The 24805-nt window shown below is 73.5% G+C and carries 23 protein-coding genes; 12 read left to right on the top strand and 11 right to left on the bottom strand.

Annotated features, from left to right (window positions below):
- Positions 1 to 171: 171 nt before the first annotated feature.
- Positions 172 to 846, bottom strand: a complete 675-nt coding sequence (tenA, locus tag ABTZ03_RS39510; protein ID WP_350518058.1) for a thiaminase II — start codon at positions 844 to 846, stop codon at positions 172 to 174.
- A gap of 112 nt (positions 847 to 958) precedes the next feature.
- Positions 959 to 1276 (bottom strand): cupin domain-containing protein, encoded by a 318-nt coding sequence (locus ABTZ03_RS39505; protein ID WP_030278199.1) that lies wholly within the window; start codon positions 1274 to 1276, stop codon positions 959 to 961.
- A gap of 150 nt (positions 1277 to 1426) precedes the next feature.
- On the opposite strand from ABTZ03_RS39505, the gene ABTZ03_RS39500 reads away from it, so the two are divergent.
- The gene (locus ABTZ03_RS39500) at positions 1427 to 1807 is read left to right on the top strand and encodes a phage holin family protein (RefSeq protein WP_350518057.1); all 381 of its coding nucleotides are present in this window, start codon (positions 1427 to 1429) and stop codon (positions 1805 to 1807) included.
- 106 nt (positions 1808 to 1913) lie between these two features.
- On the opposite strand, the gene ABTZ03_RS39495 is transcribed toward ABTZ03_RS39500, so the two are convergent.
- Positions 1914 to 2336, bottom strand: a complete 423-nt coding sequence (locus tag ABTZ03_RS39495; protein ID WP_350518056.1) for an SsgA family sporulation/cell division regulator — start codon at positions 2334 to 2336, stop codon at positions 1914 to 1916.
- Between the two features lie 393 nt (positions 2337 to 2729).
- Between ABTZ03_RS39495 and ABTZ03_RS39490 the strand changes: the two genes are divergently transcribed.
- Positions 2730 to 3272 carry an NUDIX domain-containing protein gene (locus ABTZ03_RS39490; RefSeq protein ID WP_350518055.1) on the top strand — a complete coding sequence of 181 codons (543 nt, stop codon included), beginning with the start codon at positions 2730 to 2732 and terminating at the stop codon, positions 3270 to 3272.
- A gap of 47 nt (positions 3273 to 3319) precedes the next feature.
- Here ABTZ03_RS39490 and ABTZ03_RS39485 read toward each other — a convergent pair whose 3' ends face one another.
- The 4 genes from ABTZ03_RS39485 to pdhA all read right to left on the bottom strand — a co-directional run bounded on the left by ABTZ03_RS39485 (position 3320) and on the right by pdhA (position 8618).
- Positions 3320 to 4897, bottom strand: a complete 1578-nt coding sequence (locus ABTZ03_RS39485; protein WP_350518054.1) for a globin domain-containing protein — start codon at positions 4895 to 4897, stop codon at positions 3320 to 3322.
- A 243-nt stretch (positions 4898 to 5140) separates the two neighbouring features.
- Positions 5141 to 6478: a dihydrolipoamide acetyltransferase family protein gene (locus ABTZ03_RS39480; protein ID WP_350518067.1), complete on the bottom strand. Its 1338-nt coding sequence runs from the start codon at positions 6476 to 6478 to the stop codon at positions 5141 to 5143.
- 5 nt (positions 6479 to 6483) lie between these two features.
- On the bottom strand, positions 6484 to 7479 hold the full coding sequence (locus ABTZ03_RS39475) for an alpha-ketoacid dehydrogenase subunit beta (RefSeq protein ID WP_350518053.1): 996 nt from the start codon (positions 7477 to 7479) through the stop codon (positions 6484 to 6486).
- Positions 7479 to 8618 (bottom strand): pyruvate dehydrogenase (acetyl-transferring) E1 component subunit alpha, encoded by a 1140-nt coding sequence (gene pdhA, locus ABTZ03_RS39470; protein ID WP_502894745.1) that lies wholly within the window; start codon positions 8616 to 8618, stop codon positions 7479 to 7481. The genes ABTZ03_RS39475 and pdhA overlap by 1 nt, the downstream gene beginning before the upstream one ends.
- Positions 8619 to 8767: 149 nt before the next feature.
- On the opposite strand from pdhA, the gene ABTZ03_RS39465 reads away from it, so the two are divergent.
- The gene (locus ABTZ03_RS39465; protein WP_045697013.1) at positions 8768 to 9229 is read left to right on the top strand and encodes an Lrp/AsnC family transcriptional regulator; all 462 of its coding nucleotides are present in this window, start codon (positions 8768 to 8770) and stop codon (positions 9227 to 9229) included.
- A gap of 21 nt (positions 9230 to 9250) precedes the next feature.
- Here the strand turns inward: ABTZ03_RS39465 and ABTZ03_RS39460 are convergent, their stop codons facing one another.
- The gene (locus tag ABTZ03_RS39460; RefSeq protein WP_350518052.1) at positions 9251 to 9835 is read right to left on the bottom strand and encodes a TetR/AcrR family transcriptional regulator; all 585 of its coding nucleotides are present in this window, start codon (positions 9833 to 9835) and stop codon (positions 9251 to 9253) included.
- A 299-nt stretch (positions 9836 to 10134) separates the two neighbouring features.
- Between ABTZ03_RS39460 and ABTZ03_RS39455 the strand changes: the two genes are divergently transcribed.
- The 3 genes from ABTZ03_RS39455 to ABTZ03_RS39445 all read left to right on the top strand — a co-directional run bounded on the left by ABTZ03_RS39455 (position 10135) and on the right by ABTZ03_RS39445 (position 14913).
- Positions 10135 to 11403, top strand: coding sequence for a putative hexosyltransferase (locus ABTZ03_RS39455; RefSeq protein ID WP_350518051.1), 1269 nt, complete (start codon positions 10135 to 10137; stop codon positions 11401 to 11403).
- Between the two features lie 159 nt (positions 11404 to 11562).
- Positions 11563 to 13263, top strand: coding sequence for a phenylacetic acid degradation protein PaaN (gene paaN, locus ABTZ03_RS39450; RefSeq protein ID WP_350518050.1), 1701 nt, complete (start codon positions 11563 to 11565; stop codon positions 13261 to 13263).
- A 153-nt stretch (positions 13264 to 13416) separates the two neighbouring features.
- The gene (locus ABTZ03_RS39445) at positions 13417 to 14913 is read left to right on the top strand and encodes an FAD-dependent monooxygenase (RefSeq protein WP_350518049.1); all 1497 of its coding nucleotides are present in this window, start codon (positions 13417 to 13419) and stop codon (positions 14911 to 14913) included.
- A 78-nt stretch (positions 14914 to 14991) separates the two neighbouring features.
- Here ABTZ03_RS39445 and ABTZ03_RS39440 read toward each other — a convergent pair whose 3' ends face one another.
- Positions 14992 to 15558, bottom strand: coding sequence for a CGNR zinc finger domain-containing protein (locus tag ABTZ03_RS39440; RefSeq protein WP_350518048.1), 567 nt, complete (start codon positions 15556 to 15558; stop codon positions 14992 to 14994).
- A 260-nt stretch (positions 15559 to 15818) separates the two neighbouring features.
- Between ABTZ03_RS39440 and ABTZ03_RS39435 the strand changes: the two genes are divergently transcribed.
- From ABTZ03_RS39435 to ABTZ03_RS39415, 5 genes are all read left to right on the top strand, one after another.
- Entirely contained in the window at positions 15819 to 17978 is a 2160-nt protein-coding gene (locus tag ABTZ03_RS39435; protein WP_350518047.1) for a protease pro-enzyme activation domain-containing protein, read from the top strand.
- A gap of 299 nt (positions 17979 to 18277) precedes the next feature.
- Positions 18278 to 19312 carry an XRE family transcriptional regulator gene (locus ABTZ03_RS39430; RefSeq protein ID WP_350518046.1) on the top strand — a complete coding sequence of 345 codons (1035 nt, stop codon included), beginning with the start codon at positions 18278 to 18280 and terminating at the stop codon, positions 19310 to 19312.
- A gap of 187 nt (positions 19313 to 19499) precedes the next feature.
- On the top strand, positions 19500 to 19967 hold the full coding sequence (locus tag ABTZ03_RS39425) for a VOC family protein (protein ID WP_350518045.1): 468 nt from the start codon (positions 19500 to 19502) through the stop codon (positions 19965 to 19967).
- A 10-nt stretch (positions 19968 to 19977) separates the two neighbouring features.
- Positions 19978 to 20886, top strand: a complete 909-nt coding sequence (locus tag ABTZ03_RS39420; protein ID WP_350518044.1) for a pyridoxamine 5'-phosphate oxidase family protein — start codon at positions 19978 to 19980, stop codon at positions 20884 to 20886.
- A 218-nt stretch (positions 20887 to 21104) separates the two neighbouring features.
- Positions 21105 to 22436: a peptidoglycan-binding protein gene (locus ABTZ03_RS39415; protein WP_350518043.1), complete on the top strand. Its 1332-nt coding sequence runs from the start codon at positions 21105 to 21107 to the stop codon at positions 22434 to 22436.
- A gap of 37 nt (positions 22437 to 22473) precedes the next feature.
- On the opposite strand, the gene ABTZ03_RS39410 is transcribed toward ABTZ03_RS39415, so the two are convergent.
- Together ABTZ03_RS39410 and ABTZ03_RS39405 are read right to left on the bottom strand one after the other, a co-directional pair.
- Complete coding sequence (locus tag ABTZ03_RS39410; protein WP_350518042.1) at positions 22474 to 23223, bottom strand: TrmH family RNA methyltransferase; 750 nt, start codon at positions 23221 to 23223, stop codon at positions 22474 to 22476.
- Positions 23224 to 23228: 5 nt separating this feature from the next.
- The gene (locus tag ABTZ03_RS39405) at positions 23229 to 23864 is read right to left on the bottom strand and encodes a TetR/AcrR family transcriptional regulator (RefSeq protein WP_350518041.1); all 636 of its coding nucleotides are present in this window, start codon (positions 23862 to 23864) and stop codon (positions 23229 to 23231) included.
- A gap of 93 nt (positions 23865 to 23957) precedes the next feature.
- Between ABTZ03_RS39405 and ABTZ03_RS39400 the strand changes: the two genes are divergently transcribed.
- A complete protein-coding gene (locus ABTZ03_RS39400; RefSeq protein ID WP_350518040.1) occupies positions 23958 to 24623 on the top strand; it encodes a hypothetical protein in 666 nt (221 codons plus the stop codon).
- The last annotated feature ends 182 nt before the right edge of the window (positions 24624 to 24805 follow it).

Genomic DNA, 24805 nt, shown 5'->3' with positions numbered 1-24805 from the left:
CCTTCTCCCCTCGGGTCGGCTGCCGTCCGGTGGCCGCATCCCGCTTGCTTCGACACTTCGATCGTACGGGGGCGCAGACGCCGGAACGAGGGCCTGCGGCCCGGAGAGAACCCCTAGATCACCCCTATCCGCACCCCCGGGGGGACCCCCGAGAAACGGCGGGTGAACCGGTCAGACCGGCCAGCGCTCCCCGCGCCAGGCGGCGTCCCAGAACATCCACTCGTAGCGCGAGGTGGTCCCGAAGTGCTCGACCACCCTTCGCCGTTCGGCCGCCGAGAGCTCCTCGCCGATCCGGTCGGTGAGCGCCAGCACCCGGCGGACCACGGACTGGAAGGCCTCGTCGCCGTAGGTGCCGATCCACTTGGCGTACAGCGGGTCGGGGGAGCCCTGGGCGAGCAGGGCCTCGCCGACCCGGGCGTAGATCCAGTAGCAGGGCAGCACCGCGCCGAGCGCCTCGGCGAAGGACCCGCCGTAGACGGTGGCCAGCAGGTAGCTGGTGTAGGCCCGGGTGGTCGGCAGCACCGGCTCGGCGGCGGCCTCCGCGGCGGTACCGCCGAAGGCGGTCAGGAACTCGGCGTGCATGCCCTGTTCGGCGGCGAGCGCGCCGACCGCGTCGTCCGCGAAGGCCCGGACGTCCGCCTCGCCGGGCGCCTTGGCGGCGCAGACGGCGAGTGCGCGGGCGTAGTCGCGCAGGTAGTGCGAGTCCTGGACGACGAAGTGGCGGAAGGCGTCGCGCGGCAGGGTGCCGTCGGTGAGGCCGCCGATGAAGGGGTGGGCGAGGATCTCGGCGTAGATCGGCTCGATCGACGCCCAGAGCTCGTCGGTGAGGCTGAGGCTACGGGTCATGCGAACGACCCTAGCCCGACCGGCCCCGGCAGCCGCGTCCGGTCCTCCGTCGTCCGGTCCGCCCGCGTCCGGTCCTCCGGGGCCCGCTCTCCGGAGTTCAGTCCTCCGGGGTTCAGTCCTCCGGCGGGGAGAACACCACCAGCACCCGTAGTTCCTCGGTGATGTGGTGGAACCGGTGCGGGGTGCCGGCCGGGACGTACACCACGCTGCCGCGCCCGACGGTCGCGGTCTCGGCGCCGACGGTCAGCTCGGCGCGACCGCTGATCACCTGGTAGATCTCGTCCTGGTCGTGCGCGGTCTGGGTGTCGGTGTCGCCGGGGGAGAGCGCGTACAGCCCGGCGGACATCCGCGGTTCGCGCAGGAAGCGCAGGTAGGCGCCGTCGTTGGCCGCCCGCTCGGCGTCCAGTTCGTCCAGCCGGAACATCTTCACCGCTGTCGTCCTCCTCCGCGCGCTGCTCGCGCTCCTCCTGCCCCGCCGGTCGGGATGCGTCCCGTCCACCTCCGGGACCAGGGGCATTCAACACCAACTCGTCCGGCGGGAGCTTCCCCCGGGCCGCGGCGCCTGTCAGGCTTGGGCGGCATGAAGGGTTTCGTCATCAAAACACTGATCAACGCGGCGGCCATCTGGGTCGCCGCCTGGATCGTCAGCGGCATCCAACTCGCCGAGGGCAAGGCCGACTGGCAGCACAAGGCCCTGACGGTGCTCGGCGTGGCCGTCGTCTTCGGCCTGATCAACTGGCTGATCAAGCCGGTCGTGAAGCTGTTCTCGTTCCCGCTGTTCATCCTCACCCTGGGCCTGATCACCTTTGTGATCAACGCCCTGATGCTGCTGCTCACCTCCTGGGCGTCCACCCGGCTGTCGTTGGACTTCCACGTGGTCAACTTCGGTTCCGCGCTGGTCGGTTCACTGATCGTCAGCCTGGTGTCCTGGGGTCTGCACCTGGCCCTGGACGACGACTGACCGGCGTCGTGACCGGCATCGTGACCGGCCGCGAAAGGGGCCCGTACCCGGGTGGTCCACCGGGTACGGGCCCCTTCCGTCGCCGCTGCCCCGGCGCCCGGGGCGCTCACCCCGCGTCGCAGCCCCGGAGGATGTCCGCGAGGTGGGCGTCGAGCTCCCGGCCGGTGACCTCCTGCCCCATCGGCACCAGCCGGTCGGTGCGCGCCAGGAAGGCGAGCAGCGGCGACACCGAGGAGCGCAGCACCGCGTCCCCGTTGGGGGAGTGGAGCGCGATGCAGACCTCCGAGAGCTCCCCGCCCACCGGATGGATGTGCACGTCGCCCTCGCCGGACGGGCCGCTCAGGCCGTCCAGCAGCAGTTCGCGCGCGAAGACCCAGGTGACCGGGGCGTCACCGGGCAGGTGGAAGGTGAAGCGGACCGCGTACGGATCGCCGGGCTCGTACGCCAGGTCCGCCACGATGCTGAAGGACAACTCGGGCGAGACCACGAGGTTCATCACCAGGTGCCCCTGGACTGTGCTGTGCTGCATGGCGCCAGTACCTCTTTTCTGCCCGGCCTCGGGGTGGGGATTGAGGGTTCCGCCGGCGGCCGGACATGTTTTCGACGGTTTTATACAAGCGATCCACGTTCGATCCTCATCGTCCACGTTTGGGGAGGTAGTGGACAAGGTGCGCTTTTTCAAATGGTGAACGAGGAGCGCACCGGCCCCCGGACCGCTTCCGACAAGGGGCGTGCGGGGACGAACGGGCGGATTCAGAAGCCGAACGGTGGTCCTCCGGACGCCGGGGACGGGCCGATCCGCCCGACGGCCGACCACGGGAGCACGGCGGGACCCCGAACGGATGCACCCGCCCGGGTCGGCGTTTCGGCTCCCGCCCGGCGCGGGAGACTCCCGCACAACGTTCCAGCTCCGGAGGTCGCCATGGGCCCCGACAACCGAACCCCGCCGCTGCGCCCGGTGGTCAAACGGACCGCGCGGGCGATCCTGCTGGAACTGGATCCGGACGACCCGTACGGCCCGGCCTCGATCGTGCTGATCCGGCGGGTCCGGCCCGGCGCTCCGCACCCGTACTGGATCACCCCGGGCGGCGGGGTCGAGCGGGACGACCGCACGGTGGTCGAGGCGCTGCACCGCGAGGTGGACGAGGAGTTGGGCGGCAAGGTGGTGGACGTGGTGCCCGCCTTCGTCGACACCATCAGCCACACCCTCCACGACGACGGCACCCTGCTGCACCCGCACGGGGTCAAGGTGCAGCACTTCTTCGTCTGCCGGCTGGCCTCGATGGACCTCAGCCGGCGGCACGGGCCGGAGGTGACCGACCCCAACGGCGAGTACCAGGTGGTCCGACTGCCGTTCACCCGCGAGGGCGTGACCTCGGTGAACGTCGTCCCGCCCCGGCTGCGGGCGTACCTGGCGGCCAACATCGAGGGCATCCGCGCACTCCTCGCTCCCGATCTGGGCTGATCCCCCGGCGCGGACCGTTGCCCCCGGCCCGCGCCGATCAAGTGTCCTCAACCCGCGGCGAGTTCGCCGACCAGGTCGTGCCGGATCCGCTCGGCCGGCAGGCCCGCAGCGAGCAGCGCCGCGACCCCGCGCCGGACCATCGCGGGCGGACCGCTGAGCACCGCCTCCCGCCCCGGCCACGGCCCGAACCGGCCCACCACCTCGGGGAGTTCACCGGTCAGCGCGCCCTCGGCCGGGCCGGTGCCGGACAGCACCGGCCGTACGGTCAGCCAGGGCAGCCGTCCGGCCAGGTCGCGCAGCGCGTCCAGCTCGTACAACTCGGCCGCGCTGCGGGCCCCGTAGAACACCTCGACGCTACGGCCGCCGACGGCGCCGTACTCGGCCGCCTCCTCGACCAGCGCGCGGATCGGCGCGATGCCGGTGCCGCCGCCGAGGCAGAGCAGGTCGGCACCGGCGGTGTGGTCGACGGTCATCGCCCCGTCCGCCGCCCCCAGCCGCAGCACGTCCCCGGGGGCGGCCCGGTGCACCAGCGCGTTGCTCACCCAGCCCGCCTGGACGGCCTTGACGTGGAAGGTCAGCAGCCCGTCCGGGCGGGGCGCGGAGGCGAAGGAGTAGTGCCGCCAGACCCGCGGCCACCAGGGGGTCTCCAGGCTGCAGTACTGGCCGGCCCGGAACGGGTAGGCCTGGTCCGGGCGGACGGTGAGCACCGCGACGTCCCGGGTACGGCGCTCGTGCCGCACCACCTCGCCCTGCCACCACGGCGGAGAGGTGCGGGCGGCCTCCTCGGCGGCCTCGATCATCAGGGTGGAGATCAGCCGGTAGGCGCGGCGCCAGGCCAGTTCGGTGTCGGCGTCCCACCGGCCGCCCGCGTAGCGGGCCAGCGCCTGCACCAGGCACTCCCCCACCGGGGCGTAGTGGCCGGTCAGGGTGCCGTAGCGGCGGTGGCCGCGGCCGAGCGCGCTCAGCCGGGTGCGCAGCGCGGCCGGGTCCTCGGCACCGCGGGCGGCGGACAGCAGGGCGCGGAACAGCCGGTCGCGCTGGACGTCCATGGCGGCCGGGAAGAGCGAGCGGACCTCGGGGTGCTGGAGGAAGAGCAGGGCGTAGAAGTGCGCGGTGGCCCGGTCCGCGACCGGCTCGACGACCGCGAGGCTGGCCCGGATCAGCTCGATGTCCCTTGCGGTGAGCGGGAGTTCGTCGACGGCGCCGCCCGGGCCGACGGCGGGCGGCGCGGCCGGCAGCTGCGGAGGGGACGGGAGCCGTCCACCGGCCGGCGTCTGCTGGGCGGCCCACGCTTCGGTCCAACTGTCGCCGGGGCCTGACCAGTTGAGGCTGGGGGCATCGGTGAACAGGGGCCGGAAGGCGGGGGCGGTGCCGGTGGTCGAGGGCGTCTCCGGATGGCTGGGCGCGGGAACGGCCGGCGGGTGGGCGGGCGGCTCCGGGATCACCGGCCGCACCGGCTCCGGAACGGGAGCCGACTCCAGGACGGGAGCGGGCTCCAGAACGGGCACGCCCGCCACCGGGGCCTCCACCACCGGCACCTCCGGCGTCTCCGGCAGCCCCGGGACGGCGGCCGCCCCCGCCGAGCCGTGCCCGGTGCGGATCAGAAGTGTTCTGCGGGACTTCACCGCTACGTTTCGAGTACCCAAGAGAATCGTTTCGCCTCCGGCCGGCCTGCGCCACCACCTGGCTTGTCTCTGCTGACGCCTAGGCAGCGTGGCACGCCCGGAATACTCATCCGACAAATCACGCGAAGCCCGGACGCCCGGCCCGGGAACGCGCTACTCTCACTCGATCGGTGTCGCCCTGAGTGCCGAGCAGCACACCCAGGGCGACCCCGCCCTGCTCACAGCGGCCTCGTTCCGGCCCGCTCAGAGCTGCCGCAGCAGCATCCCCGGCTGCTCGACGCAGTCCGCCACGAACCGCAGGAAGCCGCCGGCCGTCCCGCCGTCGCAGACCCGGTGGTCGAAGGTGAACGACAGCTGCGTCACCTCGCGAACCGCCAACTCACCGCCGTGCACCCAGGGTTTGGCCACGATCCGGCCGACCCCGAGCATCGCCGCCTCGGGGTGGTTGAGGATCGGGGTGGAGCCGTCCACGCCGAACACCCCGTAGTTGTTCAACGTGAAGGTGCCGCCGGTCAGTTCGGCCGGAGTGAGCGAGCCGCTGCGCGCGGACTCGGTCAACCGGCGCAGCTCCTCGCCGAGTTGCTCGGTGCTGCGGGCCTGCGCGTCCCGGACCACCGGGACGACCAGTCCGCGTTCGCCCTGGGCGGCGAAGCCCAGGTGCACCGCCGGGTGCCGGACGATGCCCGAACCGTCGCCGGTGACACTGGAGTTGAGCTCGGGGAAGCGCGCCAGCGCGACCGTGCAGATCCGGGCGAGCAGTGCCAGCACGCTCACCTTCGGACCGGGGGTCGCGTTCAACTGCCTCCGCAGCAGCATCAGTTCGGTGGCATCCACGTCCACCCAGCAGGTCGCGGCGGGAATCTCCCGGTGGCTGCGGCTGAGCTTCTCGGCCACCGCCTTGCGCAGTCCGCGCAGCGGGACGCCCTCGACCGCCGGAGCGGCGGCGGCGACCACGGCGGCCGCGACCGCCGGAGCGGCCACCTTGGCCGCGACCGCCCGCTCCACGTCCGCCCGCATGATCAGCCCGTCCGGCCCGCTGCCGACCAGCCCGGCCAGGTCGACCCCCTGTTCCCGGGCCAGCCGCCGCACCAGCGGCGAGATCACCGGCACCACGACCGGAACGGCAGCAGCCATCGGAACGGCAGTCACCGGAGCCGCAACAACCGCAACAGCCACGGGAGCCACCGGTGCGGCCCCCACGCCCGCCGCCCCGACCCGGCGCCGCCGCCCGCCCTTGGACTCGACGACCCCGTACCCGACCAACGGCCGCTCCACCTCGGCGGACAGCCCGGACAGCTCGGCCGGCGCGTCACCGGCGGCCTCCGCACCGCCCCCCGAGGCCACCGCGACCGTCACCAACGGCGCGCCGACCGCGATCTCCTCCCCCTCCGCCCCGTACCGCGCGGTGACCACCCCGCCGTACGGACAGGGCACCTCCACCACGGCCTTCGCCGTCTCCACCTCCACCACCGGCTGGTCGACCGCGATCACCTCGCCGACCTCGACCATCCAGCGCACCACCTCCGCCCCGGTGAGTCCCTCACCGAGGTCGGGCAGCCGGAACTCCCGTACGACGGGCATCATCCTCAGTCCTCCCACTGCAGCCGGGCGACCGCGTCCAGGATCCGGTCCACCCCGGGCAGGTGGTGGTGCTCCAGCATCGGCGGCGGGTACGGGATGTCGAAGCCGGTGACCCGCAGCACCGGCGCGGCCAGGTGGTGGAAGCAGCGCTCGGTGACCCGGGCGGCGATCTCCGCGCCGGTGCCGCCGAAGCCGGTCGCCTCGTGCACCACCACGGCCCGCCCGATCGAGCGCACCACCCGGGTGACCGTCTCGTCGTCGAAGGGCACCAGGGTGCGCAGGTCCAGTACCGCGAGGTCCCATCCCTCGGCCTTCGCCGCCTCGGCCGCCTCCAGGCAGACCGGCAGCGAGGGTCCGTAGGTGATCAGGACGGCGGAGGTCCCGGTCCGCCGCAGCGCGGCCCGACCGATCGGCTCGACCGGCGCGGTCGGATCGAACTCGGCCTTGCCCCAGTAGAGCCGCTTGGGCTCCAGGAAGACCACCGGGTCGTCGGAGGCGATCGAGGCGCGCAGCAGCCCGTAGGCGTCGGCGACCGTCCCGGGGGTGACCACGTGCAGGCCGGGGGTGCTCGCGTAGTACGCCTCGGAGGCGTCGCTGTGGTGCTCGACCCCGCCGATGCCGCCGCCGTACGGGATGCGCACGGTGATCGGCAGCGGCAGCCGGCCCGCCGTGCGGTTGCGCATCTTGGCGACGTGCGAGAAGAGCTGCTCCAGCGCCGGGTAGGCGAAGGCGTCGAACTGCATCTCGACCACCGGGCGCAGCCCGTACATCGCCATGCCGATCGCGGTGCCGAGGATGCCGGCCTCGGCCAGCGGGGTGTCCAGGCAGCGGTCGGGGCCGAACTCGGCGGTGAGCCCGTCGGTGATCCGGAAGACGCCGCCGAGCGCGCCGACGTCCTCACCGAGCACGTGGACGGTCGGGTCCTCCCGCAGGGCGTCCCGCAGCGCCGAGTTGAGCGCCTGCGCCATGCTCGAAGTACGTACCGGGGTAGCGGTCGACATCAGTGCTGCACCTCGGCCTCGGCGGCCAGCTCGGCGGACAACTGGGCTGCCTGCTCCCGCAGTTGCGGGGTCGGCTCGGCGTAGACGTGGGCGAACAGCGCCATCGGGTCGAGCTCCGGGTCGGCGTGGAACTCGGCCCGCATCCGGGCCGCCAGCGCCTCCGCCTCGTCCGCCGCGTCCTGCACCAGCCCGTCGTCCAGGATGCCGAGTCCGCGCAGCGCGCGGTCCATCAGCAGGATCGGGTCGTGCTCCCGCCAGGCCTCCACCTCGGGTTCGGTGCGGTAGCGGGTGGCGTCGTCGGCGTTGGTGTGGGCCTCGATCCGGTAGGTCAGCGCCTCGACCAGGGTCGGGCCCTCGCCGGCCCGGGCGCGCGCGACGGCCTCGGCGAGCACCGAGTGCACGGCGGGCGCGTCGTTGCCGTCCACCAGCCGGCCCGGCATGCCGTAGCCGACCGCCTTGTGGGCCAGGCTGGGCGCGGCGGACTGGGAGCTGAGCGGAACGGAGATCGCGTAGCCGTTGTTCTGCACCAGGAAGACGACCGGCGCCCGCAGCACGGCGGCGAAGTTCAGCGCCTCGTGGAAGTCGCCCTCGCTGGTGCCGCCGTCGCCGAGCACGGCCAGCGCGACCACCGGCTCGCCGCGCAGCCGGGCGGCGTGCGCCAGTCCGACGGCGTGCGGGGCCTGGGTGGCGAGCGGGGTGCAGAGCGGCGCGGTCCGGCTGGCGCGGGGGTCGTAACCGGTATGGGCGTTGCCGCGCAGCAGGGTGAGCGCCTCCAGCGGGTCGACGCCGCGGGAGACCACGGCGAGGGTGTCCCGGTAGCTGGGGAACAGCCAGTCCTGCTCGCCGAGCACCAGCGCGGCGGCGACCTGGCAGGCCTCCTGCCCGGTGGAGGCCGGGTAGACGGCGAGGCGGCCCTGCTTGGTCAGGGTGGTCGCCTGCTGGTTGTAGCGGCGGCCGACGACGAGTCGCCGGTAGAGCTCGCGCAGCAGCGCCGGATCGTACTTCTCCAGCGCCGGGGTGCCGAGCACCCGGACGGGGGAGGCGTCCGGGAGGAGCGGGGCCGGATCGGTGCGCGGGGCGGTGGCCCCGGGCATCCAGCCGGGCACTCCGGTGTGGTGTCTGTGGTCGAGAACGGTCATCTCGGGGCACCTCCAGGGGTGGCGGGGGCTCCCTACCGATTGTTCGGTCGTCTGTTCATCTTGACCAGAAGCGTGACAAGGTGGTGGACATTCGGCCCGAGCGGCGGTCGACTGGTGGCAGTGTGTCCAATCGGCGAGGGTGGGGGGTCATGTCGGCTGAACAGATGTCCAGACTCGACCGGGTCGACCGGTCGATCCTGCGGCTGCTGCAGCAGGACGGTCGCGCCTCGATCCGCTCGGTGGCCGAGCGGGTGCACGTGTCCCGGGCCAACGCCTACGCCCGGATCTCCAGGATGGTCGAGGACGGCGTCATCCGCGGTTTCACGGCCCGGGTGGACCACGAACGGGCAGGTCAGGGCGCGTCCGCGTACATCACCCTGAAGATCGTGCAGAACTCCTGGCGGACCGTGCGCGAGCAGCTGCTGGAGCTGCCCGGGGTCGCCCACATCGCCCTGGTCGGCGGGGACTTCGACGTCCTGCTGCTGGTGCACACCGCCGACAACCACGCCCTGCGGGAGCTCGTGCTCAACCGCATCCAGTCCATCCCACAGGTGCTCGGCACACGAACCATGCTGGTGTTCGAAGAGACCGACCAGGTCCCCCCGGACTGACGGCGCCCCCGGGTCAGCCGATCAGCGCGCCCGCAGCCCGTCGAAGGCCAGGTGCACCACCGCGTCCGCGACCCCGTCTGCGCCCTTCAGCCCCGGCCGGTACCACTCCACGATCGAGTTGATCATCCCGAACAGCAGCCGGGTCGCCAGCCGCGGTTCCACGTCCCCGCGCAGCGCGCCGTCCGCGACGGCCGCCCGCACCAGCTCCGCCACCTGGTGGTCGAAGTCCCGCCGCCGCTCCAGCGCCCACAGCTCGGTGGCCGTGTTGCCGCGCACCCGCAGCAGCAGCGTCACGTACGGCAGCTCCGCCAGCAGCACCTCCGCGGTCCGCCGCACCACGTGCTCCAGCCGCTCCACCGCCGGGCCGGCCACCGCCGCCGGCTCGGCCAGGATCCCGAACAGCCCGTCCAGCGCCCGTCCGACGGCCAGCCGCAGCAACTCCTCCTTGCCGCGGACATGGTGGTAGATCGAGGACTTGGAGATCCCGGCCGCCCGGGACAGGTCCTCCATCGACGTGCCGTCGTATCCGCGCTCGTTGAACACGTCGACGGTCACGGCGAGCAGTGACTCGACGGTGTAGGCGGTGCGCGTGGTGTGATCGGCCATCCTCCGAGTATCCCCGGCCGCCCCGCGCCGTACGCGATCGGGTCCGGTCGGGTCCGGTCGGTCCATGCCTGCGGCAAAGCCCAGGCCCTGGGCGTGTCTGGCAATTCGCGTCGGATCAGCGCGCGGCGTCGGGGTGCGTGCATCGCAAGGCGGAGGAGGGAGTCACTGCGGAGCATTGGCGACCGACGACAACGCGGCGAGGTGCGTGCCCCGACGCCGCGCGCCCGGCGGGAATTGCCAGACACGCCCTAGACTCGGCGGACGATCGTCCACGTCCAGCAGGCTGGGGTCCACAGCTGATGAACGCAATACCGGCAGTCTCCTCCGACGTGCCCGAACAGCACAGCGAGGAGCCGGAGGACGTCCCCAGCCGCTGGCAGGACCGTGCCCAGGCCCTGGTGCTCCGCTACGGACCGGCCGTGTGGTGCTACGCGGTGCTCAAGCTGATCGGCTTCACCGTCTTCATGAAGCTGCTCTCCTTCGGCGGCGACTACGCCAAGAAGCCGGCCCGGTTCGGCGGCGGCGCCAACCCCTGGGACGTGCTGGCCAGCTGGGACGGCTGGTGGTACCAGCAGGTCGCCCAGTTCGGCTACCACCCGGCGCTGGTCCCGATCCCCGGCGGCCAGCCCGGCTTCACCATCGAGCAGAACTCGGCCGCCTTCTTCCCGCTCTACCCCGGCCTGATCCGGCTGACCTCGGACCTCACCGGCCTCGGCACCTACGGCGCCGGGATGCTGGTCTCGGTGGTGGCCTCGCTGTTCGCCGCCGCCGGGATCTTCGCCGTGGTGGAGAAGCTGTCCGGCAGCGCCAAGGCGGGCGTGATCGCGGCCGGGATCTGGGCGATCGCCCCGGGCTCGGGCGCCGAGTGGGCGGTCTACTCGGACTCGCTGTTCGTCGCGCTGGCCGCCTGGGCCTGCTACTTCACGATGACCAAGCAGTGGGTCACGGCCGGGGCGATCACCCTGGTCGCCGGGCTCAACCGGCCGACCGCGGCGGCGCTGATAGGCGCCGTCGGCCTGGCCGCGCTGGTGGAGCTGTTCCGGCGGGAGAGCGGGGTGCTGCGCCCGCTGACCGCGATGGTGCTGGCCCCGGTCGGCCTGCTCGGCTACGTGGCCTGGGTGGGCTGGCGGACCGGCGAGTGGGGCGGCTACTTCCGGATCCAGCACGACGCCTGGCTGCACTACTTCGACGGGGGCCAGGGCACCTGGCAGGCGATCCGCGGCGTGCTGCTGGGCCGCAGCGACTACCCGTTCGCCTTCCCGGTGCCGGACCTGCTGGCCACCCTGATCGTGTTCAGCCTGCCGGTGCTGATCGTGCTGCTGATCCGGCTGCGCCCGCCGCTGGTGCTGACCGCCTACACGCTGGCCACCATCGTCTCGGTGCTCGGCAGCCTGGGCATCTTCGGCAACGTCTCGCGCTACCTGCTGCCGGCGTTCCCGCTGTTCATCGCGCTCGCGGTGGGGATGCGCAAGCTCAGCTGGCCGGTGCTGGCGACCGTGCTGGGCAGCGGCGCGATCGCCTCGGGCTGGTACGCCGGGTACGTGATCTTCGAGCTCGGCGTTCCGTAACCACACTCCGTACGAAGTACGAACCACCGGGGGCGCGTCCGACCAGGACGCGCCCCCGGCGCGTTCCCGCCGGAAATCCGTTCCCTGCACCCTCTTGAGCCGACCGATCGTTCGGTTACCCTGTGACGTGTCCCGTCCTCCCTCCTGAGGAGCGCACAGATGTCCGCAGCGGTCACCCACCCCCTCGTCGGCGAGCTGGTCGAGCGCCACCAGGCCACCCTGGACGCCGCGCTCGCCGCCGCCGCGAAGCGCGACTACTGGTCCGCCTACCCCGAGTTCCCGAAGGCCTACGGCGAGAGCGGCCCGGCGGACGGCAAGGCCGCCTTCGACGCCCTGCTCGGCCGGCCCTTCGCCCTCGACGGCCACCCCACCGACGGCGACCAGGTCGGCGGCGAGGCCTCCCCGTACGGCATCGAGCTGGGCATCGGCTACCCGCACGCCGGCCCGGACGCGCTGATCGCCGCGCTGACCGCCGCCCGGCCCGGGTGGGCCGCCGCCTCCCCGCTGACCCGCGCCGCCGTCTGCCTGGAGATCCTGCACCGGATCAACGCCCGCTCGCACGAGTTCGCCCAGGCCGTCATGCACACCACCGGCCAGGCCTACGGCATGGCCTTCCAGGCCGGCGGCCCGCACGCCCAGGACCGCGGCCTGGAGGCGGTCGCCTACGCCTACGCCGAGCAGACCCGGCTGCCCGAGCAGGCCGGCTGGACCAAGCCGCAGGGCAAGCGCGACCCGCTGGTGATGACCAAGCAGTTCACCGTCGTCCCGCGCGGCCTCGCGCTGCTGATCGGCTGCAACACCTTCCCCACCTGGAACGGCTACCCCGGCCTGTTCGCCTCGCTGGCCACCGGCAACCCGGTGCTGGTCAAGCCGCACCCGCGGGCCGTGCTGCCGCTGGCGCTGACCGTCGCCATCGCCCGCGAGGTGCTCGCCGAGGCCGGCTTCGACCCCAACCTGGTCTGTCTGGCCGCCGAGCACGAGGGCGGCACGGTCGCCGCGACCCTCGCCGTGCGGCCCGAGATCAAGATGATCGACTACACCGGCTCCACCGCCTTCGGCGACTGGCTGGAGGAGCACGCCAAGCAGGCCCAGGTGTACACCGAGAAGGCCGGCGTGAACGCGGTCGTGATCGACTCCACCGACGACTACAAGGGCATGCTGGGCAACCTGGCCTTCGCGCTCTCGCTCTACAGCGGCCAGATGTGCACCACCCCGCAGAACGTCCTGATCCCGCGCGGCGGCATCGGCACCGACCAGGGCGACAAGTCCTTCGACCAGGTGGTCTCCGACCTCGCCGCCGCCATCGAGGGCCTGCTCTCCGACGACGCCCGCGCCGCCGCCGTCCTCGGCGCCGTGGTCAACCCGGGCGTGCTGCAGCGCTCGGCCGCCGCGGCCGGCGGCGAATACGGCGAACTCGCCCTCGCCCCGCGCGCGGTGGTCTCGCCGGACTTCCCCGGCGCGACCCTCCGCACCCCGGCCCTGGTCAAGCTGGACGCCGACAAGCCGGACGACCGCGCGGTCTTCCGCACCGAGTGCTTCGGCCCGGTCTCCTTCGCGGTCGCCGTCGAATCCACCGCGGCCGCCGTGGAGTTGCTGCGCACCACGGTCCGCGAGAAGGGCGCCATGACGGCCTCCGGCTACACCACCTCGCCCGAGGTGGAGGCCCTGCTGGTGGAGGCCGCGCTGGACTCCGGCGTCTCGCTCTCGCTCAACCTCACCGGCGGCGTCTACCCCAACCAGACCGCCGCCTTCTCCGACCTGCACGGCACCGGCGCCAACCCGGCCGCCAACGCGGCCTACTGCGACGGCGCCTTCGTCGCCAACCGGTTCCGCACGGTCGAGATCCGCCGCCACGGCTGAGCCGCGGCACCCCCGGACGAACCCGCGTCCCCCGGTCGGCAGCCGCCACCGGGGGACCGGCGGTTCACGGCTCCGCAGGCACCCGCGATGATGGAGGCTGGGAGAGCGCCGGGAACGGCGTCCAACCGCCCTCCGAACAACGGGAGCTGATACATGGCCGTGAAGCCGACGACCGAGACCGACGTCATCATCGTCGGTGCCGGACCGACCGGACTGCTGCTGGCCGGCGACCTCGCCGCCGCCGGGGTCGGCGTCACCGTCCTGGAGAAGCGCTCCGCCGAGTCCAACCTCACCCGGGCCTTCGCCGTGCACGCCCGCACCCTGGAACTGCTGGACGCCCGGGGCCTCGCCGACGAACTGATCGCCACCGGCCGCCCGCTCAGCGGGCTGCGGATGCTGAACAAGGTCGGCATCGACCTCAGCTCGCTGCCCAGCCGCTTCCCGTTCGTCCTGATCACCCCGCAGTACAACGTCGAACGGGTGCTCCAGGAGCGCGCCGAGCGGGCCGGCGTCACCGTCCTGCGCGGCGCCGAGGTCACCGGCCTGCGCCAGGACGGGGAGGGCGTCACCCTGGAGACCCGCGACGGGCACAGCCACCGGGCCCGCTACGCGGTCGGCACCGACGGCGTCCGCTCGGCCGTCCGCGAGCTGCTCGGCATCCCCTTCCCCGGCGAGTCCGTGGTGGACTCCGTGATCCTGGCCGACGTCCGGCTGGAGCGGGAGCCCGCCGACGCGATCGCCGTGGGCGCCAACAAGACCGGTTTCTCCTTCATCGCCCCGTTCGGCGACGGCTGGTACCGGGTCATCGCCTGGGACCGCAACGAGCAGCACCCGGACGGCTCCACCCCCACCCCCGAGCAGCTCTCCGCGATCGTCCAGGCCACCCAGGGCGAGGACTTCGGGCTGCACGACGTGCGGTGGAGCTCCACCTTCCACAGCGACGAGCGGCAGGCCCCCAACTACCGCTCCGGCCGGGCCTTCCTGGCCGGCGACGCCGCCCACTGCCACTCCCCGGCCGGCGGCCAGGGCATGAACACCGGCCTCCAGGACGCGGCCAACCTCTCCTGGAAGCTCGCCGCCGCCCTGCGCGGCCGGGCCACCGACGCGCTGCTGGACACCTACCAGACCGAGCGGCACCCGGTCGGCAAGGCGGTGCTGCGCACCTCCGGCGCGCTGATCCGGCTCGCCCTCGCCGAGTCCGCCCCCACCCGTGCCCTGCGCGGGGCGCTCACCGCGATCGGCGGCCACCTCGACCTGCTCACCGAGCGCGGCGCCCGGACGGTCTCCGGCATCGAGATCGCCTACCCGGCCCCCAAGGGCGCCCACCCGCAGGTCGGCAAGCGCGTCCCGGACCTCCGGCTGACCGCCCTCAGCAAGCCCGCCGAGGGTGCGCCGACCGGCCCCGAGCGGCTCTACGAGGCGCTCCGCGCCGGGACGTTCGTCCTGGTCAGCAATGACGAGCTGACCGCCGTCGAGCCCTGGGCGGACCGCCTGGTCACCGCCGCCCCCGCCGACCCGCACGGCAAGCTGGCCGACACCGTCCTGCTGATCCGCCCGGACGGCTACGTCGCCTGGGCCGCCGTCGACCCCGGCGAGGGCGAGCTCCGCGAGGCCCTCACCAGCTGGCTGGGCGCCCCCGCCGAGGACTGACCGGACGCACGGGCGCGCGGGCCGACGCCCGCGCGCCCGCCGGCCCCCGGTCGGCCGCACCGCTCAGCCCCGCGCCGCTCAGCCCCGCGCCTTCACATAGTGCCGGGCCGCCTTCGCCCGGTTCCCGCAGACCGCCATCCGGCACCACCGCCGGCGCCCGTTCTGCGAGGCGTCGAAGAAATGCAGAATGCACGCCTCGTGTGCGCACTGTTTCACCCGGTGCGGGCCCTGCCCGAGCAGCGTGAGGAACCCGTCCGCCACCAGCCAGGGCGCCAGCCACTCCGGCCGGTCCGCCTCGACCCGGTCCTCCGCCCCGCCCGGCCCGGCCGTCCGCCGGATCCGTCCGTGCGCCAGCAGCCCGTCCAGGCCGGCCCGCGCGTCCGGGCCCAACCCGCCCTGCTCCCGGGCGTCCCGGGCCGCCAGCTCGATCGCCTCGCGGGTCCGCCGGATGGCCGTCAGCCCGGCCTCGTCGGCCGTGCAGCGCCCGCTGAGTCCGTTGCTGGAGAGCCAGATCCCGTACTGCTCCACGTCGGTGAGCGCGTCGTTGACGGGCGTTCCGGCCCAGCGGGTGTTGAGCAGGTCGATCGCCAGCGGTTCGCCGATCAGCGGTCGGCGGTCCCTCGGATCCGGCTGCACGTCAGTCATCGCACTCCCCTCGGCCCGCTCCGATTCTACGGCCGTCGCGGTGGCGCCGATTGGTATGGACCGGCGGCGCAATTCCGCCCATTCACTGTATGGAATCCCCGGTTTTCCGACCCTCCACAGTTGACTGTTTTTTAGCAACGAATTGCTAGACCATGATCCACCGCGCCGATCCGCTCTGACATGTTCTAGCCAGCGTTCTCGAACCCCTCGGAGCGCCTTGCCCCTTGCCGGCTCCCCACAGCCGGACGGAGGAGGATCCGTTGCGTCCCCGTTCCCTCGCCCTCGCCGCGGCGATAGCCGTCCTGCCGCTCACCGCCGTCTCCCTCGGCGTCTCCACCGCGCAGGCCGCCACCCCCCACGTCGCCCCGCGAGTCGCCCTGCCGAACACCGTGAACCCCGCGGTCGCCCACTCCGAGAAGAAGGGCGACGTCCCGGCCGAGCAGCAGATCTCGGTCGCCGTCAGCCTCAAGCTGCGCAACTCCGAGGAGCTGGACCACTTCCTCAGCGCGGTCACCACGCCCGGCGCACCGGAGTTCGGCCAGTACCTGACGCCGGAGCAGTTCAGCGCCCGGTTCGCGCCCACCCAGCAGGCCGTCGACCAGGTCCGGGACTACCTGACCGCCCAGGGCCTGACCGTCGGCGACACCAGCGCCAACCGCCAGGTGGTCAACGCCCGCGGCACCGCCGCGCAGATCTCGCAGGCCTTCGGCACCCACGAGAGCGCCTACCTCGACCCCGGGCAGCAGCGCACCTTCTTCGCCAACGACGCCGCCGCCTCGATCCCGGCCGAACTGGCCTCCGTGGTCCAGGGCGTGAGCGGCCTGGACAACCACGCGGTGCGCAAGGGCCGGATCGCCCCGCAGTCGGTGACCCCGAACGCCGCCACCTCGACCCCGAGCGGCATGGCCCCGGCCCAGTACCGCGGCGCCTACAACCTGGACAAGACCGGCGCCGACGGCACCGGCACCACGGTCGCCCTCTGGGAGTTCGACGGCTACAAGTCCTCGGACCTGACCACCTACGACGGGCAGTACGGCCTGGCCGGCCCGGCCGTCTCCACCGTCTCCGTGGACGGCGCGAACTACGACTCCGCGCCCGGCCAGGGCGAGGGCGAGGTCGAGCTGGACAGCGAGATCGTCCGCGGCGCGGCCCCCAAGGCCACCCAGCTGCTCTACGAGGCGCCCAACAGCGACCAGGGCGAGATCGACATGGCGAACAAGATCGTGGCCGACAACAAGGTCTCGGTCATCTCGATCTCCTGGGGCACCTGCGAGCCGGACACCACCGCCTCCTCGATGACCGCCGTCGACAACGCCTTCAAGCAGGCCGCCGCCCAGGGCATCTCGGTCTTCTCCGCCTCCGGCGACGACGGCTCGAAGGACTGCACCCGCTCCGCCAGCGGCGCGAGCGTCACCTCCGTCGACTTCCCGGCCTCCAGCCCGCACCAGACCGGCGTCGGCGGCACCAACCTCCAGGTCACCGGCTCCAACGGCTACTCCTCGGAGAGCGCCTGGAGCACCGCCGGCGGCGGTGTCTCCACCGTGTTCGCCAAGCCGAGCTGGCAGACCGGCACCGGCGTCGCCGGCACCATGCGCACCGTCCCGGACGTCTCCTCCAACGCCGACCCGAAGAGCGGCTTCGCGATCTACACCGGCGGCGCCTGGAACGTCTACGGCGGCACCAGCGCGGCCGCCCCGCTGTGGGCCGGCTACGCCGCCCAGTTCAACCAGAAGGCCAAGACCGCCGGCCAGCCCGTCCTGGGCGAGGCCAACCCCAAGCTGTACGCGGTCGCCAACAGCGGCCAGTACGGCAGCACCTTCCACGACGTGACCACCGGCGCCAACCAGGACTACTCGGCCGGCCAGGGCTACGACCAGGTCACCGGCTGGGGCAGCCCGGTCGCCGACGCCCTGACCACCGCCCTGCTCGGCGGCGGCGGCACCACCCCGCCGCCCACCGGCGGCTGCACCGCCGCCCAGCTGATCGGCAACGGCGGCTTCGAGACCGGCACCCCGGCCCCGTGGACGGCCTCCGGCAGCGTGCTGGACAACGGCACCGGCGAGCCGGCCCACTCGGGCAACTGGAAGGCCTGGCTTGACGGTTACGGCTCCGCCCACACCGACACCCTGTCCCAGACGGTCACCGTGCCGGCCGGCTGCAAGTCCGCGGTGCTGACCTTCTGGCTGCACGTCGACACCGCCAAGACCGACCCCACCCCGACCGACACCCTGACCCTCCAGGCCGGCTCCACCACCGTGGGCACCTGGTCCAACGCGGACGCCGCCGACGGCTACGTCCAGCGCACCGTGGACCTGTCCGGCTACGCCGGCCAGACCGTGAACCTCACCTTCACCGGCACCGAGGACGGCAACGGCCAGACCAGCTTCGTGATCGACGACGTCGCCCTGAACGTCGGCTGATCACCGGCCGGTAGCACCACCCGACCCCCGCCGGGGCGGCGCCGAGACGGCCCGCCCCGGCGGTGTCCGTTTCCGCCCGTTTCCCCGCCCTCCCCCGGGCCGGGTTCCGGTCGTGTTTCCGAACTGTTTCAAGATCGATAACCATCCGCTCCACCTGCCGTGACCACTGTCATACCCGCGACGGATGACGTAGCCTCTCGACCGTGCATAGGGTTCCCCAAAGCTCGGTGAAGCCGCTGGCGGCGCACCCCGGCATCGGCCCGGTGCCACCGAACTCACCTGGTGGGGAGGGTCACCGCATGGCCGCACAGCAGCCTCAGGACGCCGCGCGGCTGCGGCTGGTCGGATCGCGTACGGAGCGCCCCGATCCACCCGTCCCGGCACCCCCGCCCGCCCAGGGCACCCCGCCGGCCCCCGCGCCGTCCACCGGACGCCCCGCGTCGGCCGGCGGCTTCGCGGACGCCCTGCACCTGGCGATCGAGGCCAGCGGCCTCAGTCTGGACCGGATCCGGGCCGCCCTGGCCCAACGGGGCGTCAGGGTCAGTGTCACGACGCTGAGTTACTGGCGCCGCGGCCGCAGCCAGCCCGAACGGGCCAGCTCACTGCGCGCCGTCCACCTGCTGGAGGAACTGCTCGGCCTGCCGCACAGCGCGCTCTCCTCGCTGCTCGGCCCGCCCCGCCCGCGCGGCCGCTGGGCCGCCGCCGCCAACACCCTCCACCTCGGACTGGAGGACGTCTGGCCGGGCGAGCAGGAGATCGCCGCGATCTTCGCCGAACTGGACGCCCCGCCGGCCGGCGAGCTGGAGCGGCTCAGCATCCACGACTCCTACTACGTGGACGCCGAGCGGCGCGGCAACCTGCTCCGGATGCGCCAGGTGGTGCGCGCCACGGTCGGCGGCGTCGGCCGCTGCCTGGTCGTCCACAAGGCCGACGAGGAGGCCACCGGCTGCCCGGAGATCACCTCGGTGCGGCACGGCCGGCTGGGCCGGGTCCGCCGCCGCCCGGAGGCCGGGCTGACCGTCGGCGAGCTGATGCTGGACCGCCCGCTCGGGCTCGGCGACAGCACGGTCTTCGAGTACGAGGTGGAGATCCCGCCGGGCGGCCCGACCATGGAGTACAGCCGCCGCTTCGCCACCACGGTGCGCGAGTACGTGCTCCAGGTGCACTTCGACCCGGCGGCCGTCCCGGTGCACTGCGAGCGCTACGACCGCGAGCCGGGCGCCGACGTCGACCACCGCCGCGAGCAGCTGTGGATCGGCGCCTCGGCGAGCGCCCACGTCCTGGCCCCGGACCAGCAGCCGGGCCACATCGGCATCCGCTGGGAGTGGGCCTAGCCTCCACCCGAGCCCCCTCAAGCCCCACCCGAGCCCCGTCGGCCCCCGTGCCGGCGGGGCTCTCGCACGCCCGCGACCTAACCCCTTCACAAACCAATACCGGTTGACGCTCCATCACCTAACCAATAATCTCGCTAGTACCGGTTAGGCAGCAGCCCGGCCGACCCGACCCCGGGAGCGACCAGCCATGTCCAGCAGCACCCCGCCCCGCACCCTGCAGACCGGCCACGTGGGTCTGAACGTCACCGACCTCGACCGCTCGATCGACTTCTACCGCGCCGTGTTCGGCCTCCAGGTCACCCACCAGGGCACCGACCCCGAGCGCCGCTACGCCCTGCTCGGCCGCGACGGCCGCCTGGTGGTCACCCTCTGGCAGCAGAGCCGGGGCACCTTCGCCACCGCCACGCCCGGCCTGCACCACCTCTCCTTCGAGGTGGAGGACCTCGACGAGGTCCGCGCCACCGAGCACCGGCTGCGCGACCTGGGCGCCGAGTTCGCCCACGACGGCGTCGTCCCGCACCACGAGGGCTCCGCCTCCGGCGGCGTCTTCTTCAGCGACCCGGACGGCATCCGGCTGGAGGTCTACACCCGCACCGGCCTGGACGGGACCGCCACGGCCCCCCACGCCGATGCCCCCACCTGCGGCTTCTTCTAGGACACGCCCCATGACCAGCACCGGCACGCCCTACCACCCCGGCGAACGGACCGCCCAGGCCCACGCCGGCGCGACCGACCGGGCCGACCACGCCGGCCGGTCGATCCGCGACACCGTCCCGGCGGTCGCCGCCCGCTTCCTGACCGAGCGGCGGATGCTGGTGATCGGCGCCGCCGACCGGGACGGGCGGCTCTGGGCCACCCAGCTGTCCGGCCCGGCCGGCTTCCTCCGGGCGGACGAGCGGACCATGACGGTCGCCGCCCACCCCGCCGCGGCGGACCCGCTGGCCGAGGCCCTGGCCCGCCCCGCCCCGGTCGGCACCATCGCCCTGGACCCGGCCGGCCGCCGCCGGATGCGGCTCAACGGCCGCTCGACCCCGGACGGCCGGGGCGGGCTGACGGTGCACGCCGAGGAGGTGGTGTCCAACTGCCCGAAGTACATCCAGCGCCGCACCCCGCTGGACCGCCCGGGCGCCGCCGAGCCCCGCTCCGTCGGCGCCGGACCGGTGCTCACCCTGGCCCAGCAGCTGACCGCGGCCACCGCCGACACCTTCTTCATCGCCACCGTCGGCCCGGACGGCCGGGTGGACGCCTCGCACCGCGGCGGCTTCCCCGGCTTCCTGGAGGCGGTCGCGCCGGACCGGCTGCGCTGGCCCGAGTACCGGGGCAACGCGATGTTCATGACGCTCGGGAACCTGGAGCTGGACCCGCGGGCCGGACTGCTGCTGCCCGACTGGGAGACCGGCGGGGCGCTGCTGGTCACCGGCGAGGCCCGCACCGACTGGTCCGAGCAGGCCCGGCAGTCCGCCCCCGGCGCCGAGCGGATGGTCGAACTGACCGTCACCGGCGTCCGTCAGCTCGCCGACGCCACCCCGCTGACCTGGACCGATCCCGAGTACTCGCCCGCCAATCCACGCTGACCGGCCCTCAGCGTCCGTACCCGCCCTCCCCGCCCGGCCGATCCGACGCCATGTCCGGCGGCCCTGGGGAGGGTCCTCACCCGTCCGGCGCAATCCGCCGCGCCGCACCCCGCCCGCTTTGGGACTTTGGTCCCGATAACACGCGGAGCGTCCGGGAAGGCAACTCCTGTCCCGCCGTCAGGCGCCGACCAGGAAAAACCGCAGGAAAGAGGCGGAGCATGACCCTTACCGACCCCCTGTCCCCGCTGATGGAGTTCGACGAGGTCGAACCGGAGGAGGACTGCATATGCGGGGGCTGCAACGCCCGCCGCCGCGCCCGGCTGCACGCCGCCCCGGTCCACGAGGGCGGACACGCCGCAGCCCGCTCCGTCCGCCGCCGGGCCGCCGTACTGATGGCCGCCGTGGGCACCGCGATAGGCGGCGGCACGGCCGCCGCCGGCACCGCCACCGCCGCGCCCGCCCCCACCCCGGGCGGGAGCAGCACCGCCCAGCCCCCGCAGACCCCGCAGGGCGAGGTCAGCGGCCTCTTCGGGCAGGCCCCGGGCGCCCGCTCCTTCGCCGCCCCGCGCCTCGCCGCCCAGCCCGTCACCCGGGCCCAGATCATCCAGCGCGCCCAGGGCTGGGTCGACCAGGGCGTGCCGTACAGCATGGGCCGCTACTGGTCGGACGGCTACCGCCAGGACTGCTCCGGCTTCGTCTCGATGGCCTGGGGCCTGGGCAGCAGCCAGACCACCTGGACCCTGCCCAACTTCGCCGACCGGATCGGCCGGGACGACCTCCAGCCCGGCGACGTGCTGATCTACAACAACCCGGCCAACCCCCAGGCCGGTTCGCACGTGACCATCTTCGGCGGCTGGACGGACTCCTCCCGCACCAAGTACGTCGCCTACGAGCAGACCTCCCCCGGCACCAAGAAGCGCTCCACCCCGTACGCGTACTGGAACAACTCCGGCGGCTACGTCCCGTACCGCTACACCGGCCTGTCCGGCCCCAGCAACGACGGCGGCGGGCCCTCCGCGAACGCCTTCCCCGGCGCCCAGTACTTCGGCCCCGGCCAGAACAACGCGTACGTCACCAGGCTCGGCCAGCTGCTGGTCCAGCGCGGCGGCGCCCGCTTCTACACCGAGGGCCCCGGCCCGCGCTGGGGCGAGGCCGACCGCAAGGCCACCCAGGCCTTCCAGCTCGCCCAGGGCTGGCGCGGCGCCGAGGCCGACGGCCTCCCGGGCAAGGACACCTGGGACTTCCTGGTCAACGGCAAGGGCCGCAACATCGACGGCGGCGGCGGAACCCCGCTGCCTCCCCCGCCGCCCACCACCGCCTTCCCCGGCACCCAGTACTTCGCCCCCGGCCAGAACAACGACTACGTCCGCCAACTCGGCGAACAGCTGGTCCGCAAGGGCTTCGGCGGCTCGTACGGTGTCGGCCCCGGCCCGCGCTGGACGGAGAGCGACCGCAGGGCCGTCCAGGCCTTCCAGCTCGCCCAGGGCTGGCGCGGCGCCGAGGCCGACGGCTACCCGGGCCCGGACACCTGGCGCCGGCTCTTCTCCTGACCCACCCCGAGGCGCGGCACCACCCCGGTGCCGCGCCTCAGCGCCGCCCCGACATCCAGTGGAACAGCCCCATCGCCACGCTGGTCGCCAGGTTGAAGCTGGACACCCCCGGCTGCATCGGCACCGCGACCAGCCGGTCGGCCCGCTCCTTGAGCTCCGCCGACACCCCGTGCCGCTCGGTGCCGAAGGCCAGCAGCGCGTCGTCCGGGAACGGCAGGTCCCGGATGTCCGTCCCCTCCGGATCCAGCACGTACAGCGGCCCCGCGGGCAGCTCCGGCAGCGCCACCCGCTCCACCGCGGTCGCGAAGTGCAGCCCCGCACTCCCGCGCAGCACCGTCGGGTGCCAGGGGTCCAGCTCTCCCGTGGTCACCACCCCGGTCGCCCCGAACCCGGCCGCCAGCCGGATCACCGCCCCGACGTTCCCCAGATTGCGCGGGTTCTCCAGCACCACCACCGGCGCCCGGCGCGGCCGCTCGGCCAACACCGCCCGATTGGCCGCCACCGACGGCCGCACCGCCAGCGCGATCACCCCGGTCGGGTGCAGCCGGGGCGCCAGGGAGCGCAGCCGTGCCTCCGGCAGCTCGACCGCCAGCGCGTCCAACGCCACCGCCACGTCCGGCGCCAACTCCCGCGCCAGCGCCGACAGTGCGGCCCGGTCCGCCGTCAGCACCCGCCGCACCTCACCCCCGAACCGCAACGCGTGCTTCAGCGGATGGAAGCCGTCCAGCAGCACCACGTCCGGCGCCGATTCGGCCGCCCGCCACTCCCGCACCACCTGATCGTCCATGCCGGTCACTCTCCCACCCCCGGTTCGCCCGGCCGCCCGGCGGCCGCGATCACCTCGTCGAACCCCAGCGGCACCCCCAACGGACCGTCCGACCCCGCCAGCCCGGCCAACACCACGTCCAGGTGCCGGTGCACCAGCCCCCCGTCCGCGTCCAGCGCCGCCAACGCCCCCGGCAACGGACGCGAGACCCGCACACACAACAGCACCAGATCCCCCATCCCCACGTCCGCCCGCACCCGCCCGGCCTCCCGGGCCGCCCCCAGCAGCCCCTCCACCGCGACGACCGTCCCCCGCCGAACGGCCGCCAACTCCTCGTCCACCACCAGGCGTTCCAGCAGCACCACGATCGCCGCGCCCATCCGCAAATCGGCGGCGGCGTGCACGAACCGGCGCAGCGCCTCGTACGGATCCGGCTCCGCCGCCCGCGCCTCCTCGGCGGCCTCCGCGAGCCGGGCCAGCAGATCGGTCACCAGGGCCCGGACCAGCGCCTCCCGGTCGGGGAAGCGCCGGTACAACGTCGCCGGCCCGACCCCCGCCCGCCGGACCACCGCGTCCAGCGGCGCGTCCGGCCCCCGCTCCAGGAACACCTCGCACGCGGCATCCAGGATCCTGCGCCGGCTCCGCTCCGCGTCGGCCCTCATCCACCACTCCCTAACCGGAGAAACTCTCTCCCCCTATGCTAGCGTCAAGGAAACGGAGAAAACTTCTCCGTATAACCTCCGAGGAGCGCCACCGTGACCACCACCGCCCTCACCGTCCACACCACCCTCGACGGCACCCCCCAGCCCCGCGAAGCCGTCCTCACCTGGGAACTCGACCGCGCCCGCGCCGCCCTCCACCTCCTCAAGCAGCGCCTCGGCGACGACCGGATGCGCGAACTCCTCACCCCCGACACCACCGCCGCCGACACCGCCCTCACCGCCTGGGCCCACGCCTCCGCCGGCCGCTGGCGCACCGCCGTCACCGAACTCACCGCCACCGGCATCGACGCCACCCGCTTCCTCACCTGGTGGCAGGGCCGCCTCCAGGCCGGCGACCGCCCCGCCCTCCTCGCCGCCAACCCCGAGCACTACCTCGCCGACTCCACCGGCGACCGGGTCGAGATCATCGAGACCATCGGCACCACCCCCACCCACTTCTTCCTCCACTTCCACGACGACGTCCCCATCACCACCCCCGACGCCACCACCTTCCCGACCCGCATCGGCGGCACCGGCACCCTCGCCGACGGCACCGAGGTCCTCCGCGTCATGCACGAGTTCGCCGACACCCCGAACGGCCTCCACATCCGCCTCACCGTCCAGTTCCCCGAAGCCGCCCCCGACCTCCTCCCCACCGGCCACCAGTGGCACTTCGCCTGCGAGTTCACCAACTGGCTCCAAGCCGCCCACACCGCCTGACCCCACCCCCACACCCAAAAAACCGGGCGCGCGCCCCAACCCGCACCCACCCACCCCCAGCACCCCCCACCCACCTCCCCCCTCCCCCTCCCAGGCGAGAGGGACGCGCTGCGGGAGGGGGCGGTGGAGGGGGTGGGTGCGGAGAGGGGCGTGACGGGTGATTTTCAGACTGCCAACGGCGG

It is taken from the genome of Kitasatospora sp. NPDC096077 (assembly GCF_040303245.1).
GTDB lineage: Bacteria > Actinomycetota > Actinomycetes > Streptomycetales > Streptomycetaceae > Kitasatospora.
Note: the sequence above shows the minus strand (reverse complement) of the source record. Positions and strands in the feature narration are given on the sequence as shown.

What these genes read in the sequence shown, in the direction of transcription:
- tenA (WP_350518058.1), bottom strand. Translation starts at nt 846, where the DNA reads ATGACCCGTAGCCTCAGCCTCACCGACGAGCTCTGGGCGTCGATCGAG.
- ABTZ03_RS39430 (WP_350518046.1), top strand. Translation starts at nt 18,278, where the DNA reads ATGGCCGCACAGCAGCCTCAGGACGCCGCGCGGCTGCGGCTGGTCGGA.
- ABTZ03_RS39440 (WP_350518048.1), bottom strand. Translation starts at nt 15,558, where the DNA reads ATGACTGACGTGCAGCCGGATCCGAGGGACCGCCGACCGCTGATCGGC.
- ABTZ03_RS39415 (WP_350518043.1), top strand. Translation starts at nt 21,105, where the DNA reads ATGACCCTTACCGACCCCCTGTCCCCGCTGATGGAGTTCGACGAGGTC.
- ABTZ03_RS39500 (WP_350518057.1), top strand. Translation starts at nt 1,427, where the DNA reads ATGAAGGGTTTCGTCATCAAAACACTGATCAACGCGGCGGCCATCTGG.
- ABTZ03_RS39420 (WP_350518044.1), top strand. Translation starts at nt 19,978, where the DNA reads ATGACCAGCACCGGCACGCCCTACCACCCCGGCGAACGGACCGCCCAG.
- ABTZ03_RS39475 (WP_350518053.1), bottom strand. Translation starts at nt 7,479, where the DNA reads ATGTCGACCGCTACCCCGGTACGTACTTCGAGCATGGCGCAGGCGCTC.
- ABTZ03_RS39425 (WP_350518045.1), top strand. Translation starts at nt 19,500, where the DNA reads ATGTCCAGCAGCACCCCGCCCCGCACCCTGCAGACCGGCCACGTGGGT.
- ABTZ03_RS39410 (WP_350518042.1), bottom strand. Translation starts at nt 23,223, where the DNA reads ATGGACGATCAGGTGGTGCGGGAGTGGCGGGCGGCCGAATCGGCGCCG.
- ABTZ03_RS39455 (WP_350518051.1), top strand. Translation starts at nt 10,135, where the DNA reads ATGAACGCAATACCGGCAGTCTCCTCCGACGTGCCCGAACAGCACAGC.
- ABTZ03_RS39460 (WP_350518052.1), bottom strand. Translation starts at nt 9,835, where the DNA reads ATGGCCGATCACACCACGCGCACCGCCTACACCGTCGAGTCACTGCTC.
- ABTZ03_RS39405 (WP_350518041.1), bottom strand. Translation starts at nt 23,864, where the DNA reads ATGAGGGCCGACGCGGAGCGGAGCCGGCGCAGGATCCTGGATGCCGCG.
- ABTZ03_RS39445 (WP_350518049.1), top strand. Translation starts at nt 13,417, where the DNA reads ATGGCCGTGAAGCCGACGACCGAGACCGACGTCATCATCGTCGGTGCC.
- pdhA (WP_502894745.1), bottom strand. Translation starts at nt 8,618, where the DNA reads ATGACCGTTCTCGACCACAGACACCACACCGGAGTGCCCGGCTGGATG.
- paaN (WP_350518050.1), top strand. Translation starts at nt 11,563, where the DNA reads ATGTCCGCAGCGGTCACCCACCCCCTCGTCGGCGAGCTGGTCGAGCGC.
- ABTZ03_RS39465 (WP_045697013.1), top strand. Translation starts at nt 8,768, where the DNA reads ATGTCGGCTGAACAGATGTCCAGACTCGACCGGGTCGACCGGTCGATC.
- ABTZ03_RS39490 (WP_350518055.1), top strand. Translation starts at nt 2,730, where the DNA reads ATGGGCCCCGACAACCGAACCCCGCCGCTGCGCCCGGTGGTCAAACGG.
- ABTZ03_RS39480 (WP_350518067.1), bottom strand. Translation starts at nt 6,478, where the DNA reads ATGCCCGTCGTACGGGAGTTCCGGCTGCCCGACCTCGGTGAGGGACTC.
- ABTZ03_RS39495 (WP_350518056.1), bottom strand. Translation starts at nt 2,336, where the DNA reads ATGCAGCACAGCACAGTCCAGGGGCACCTGGTGATGAACCTCGTGGTC.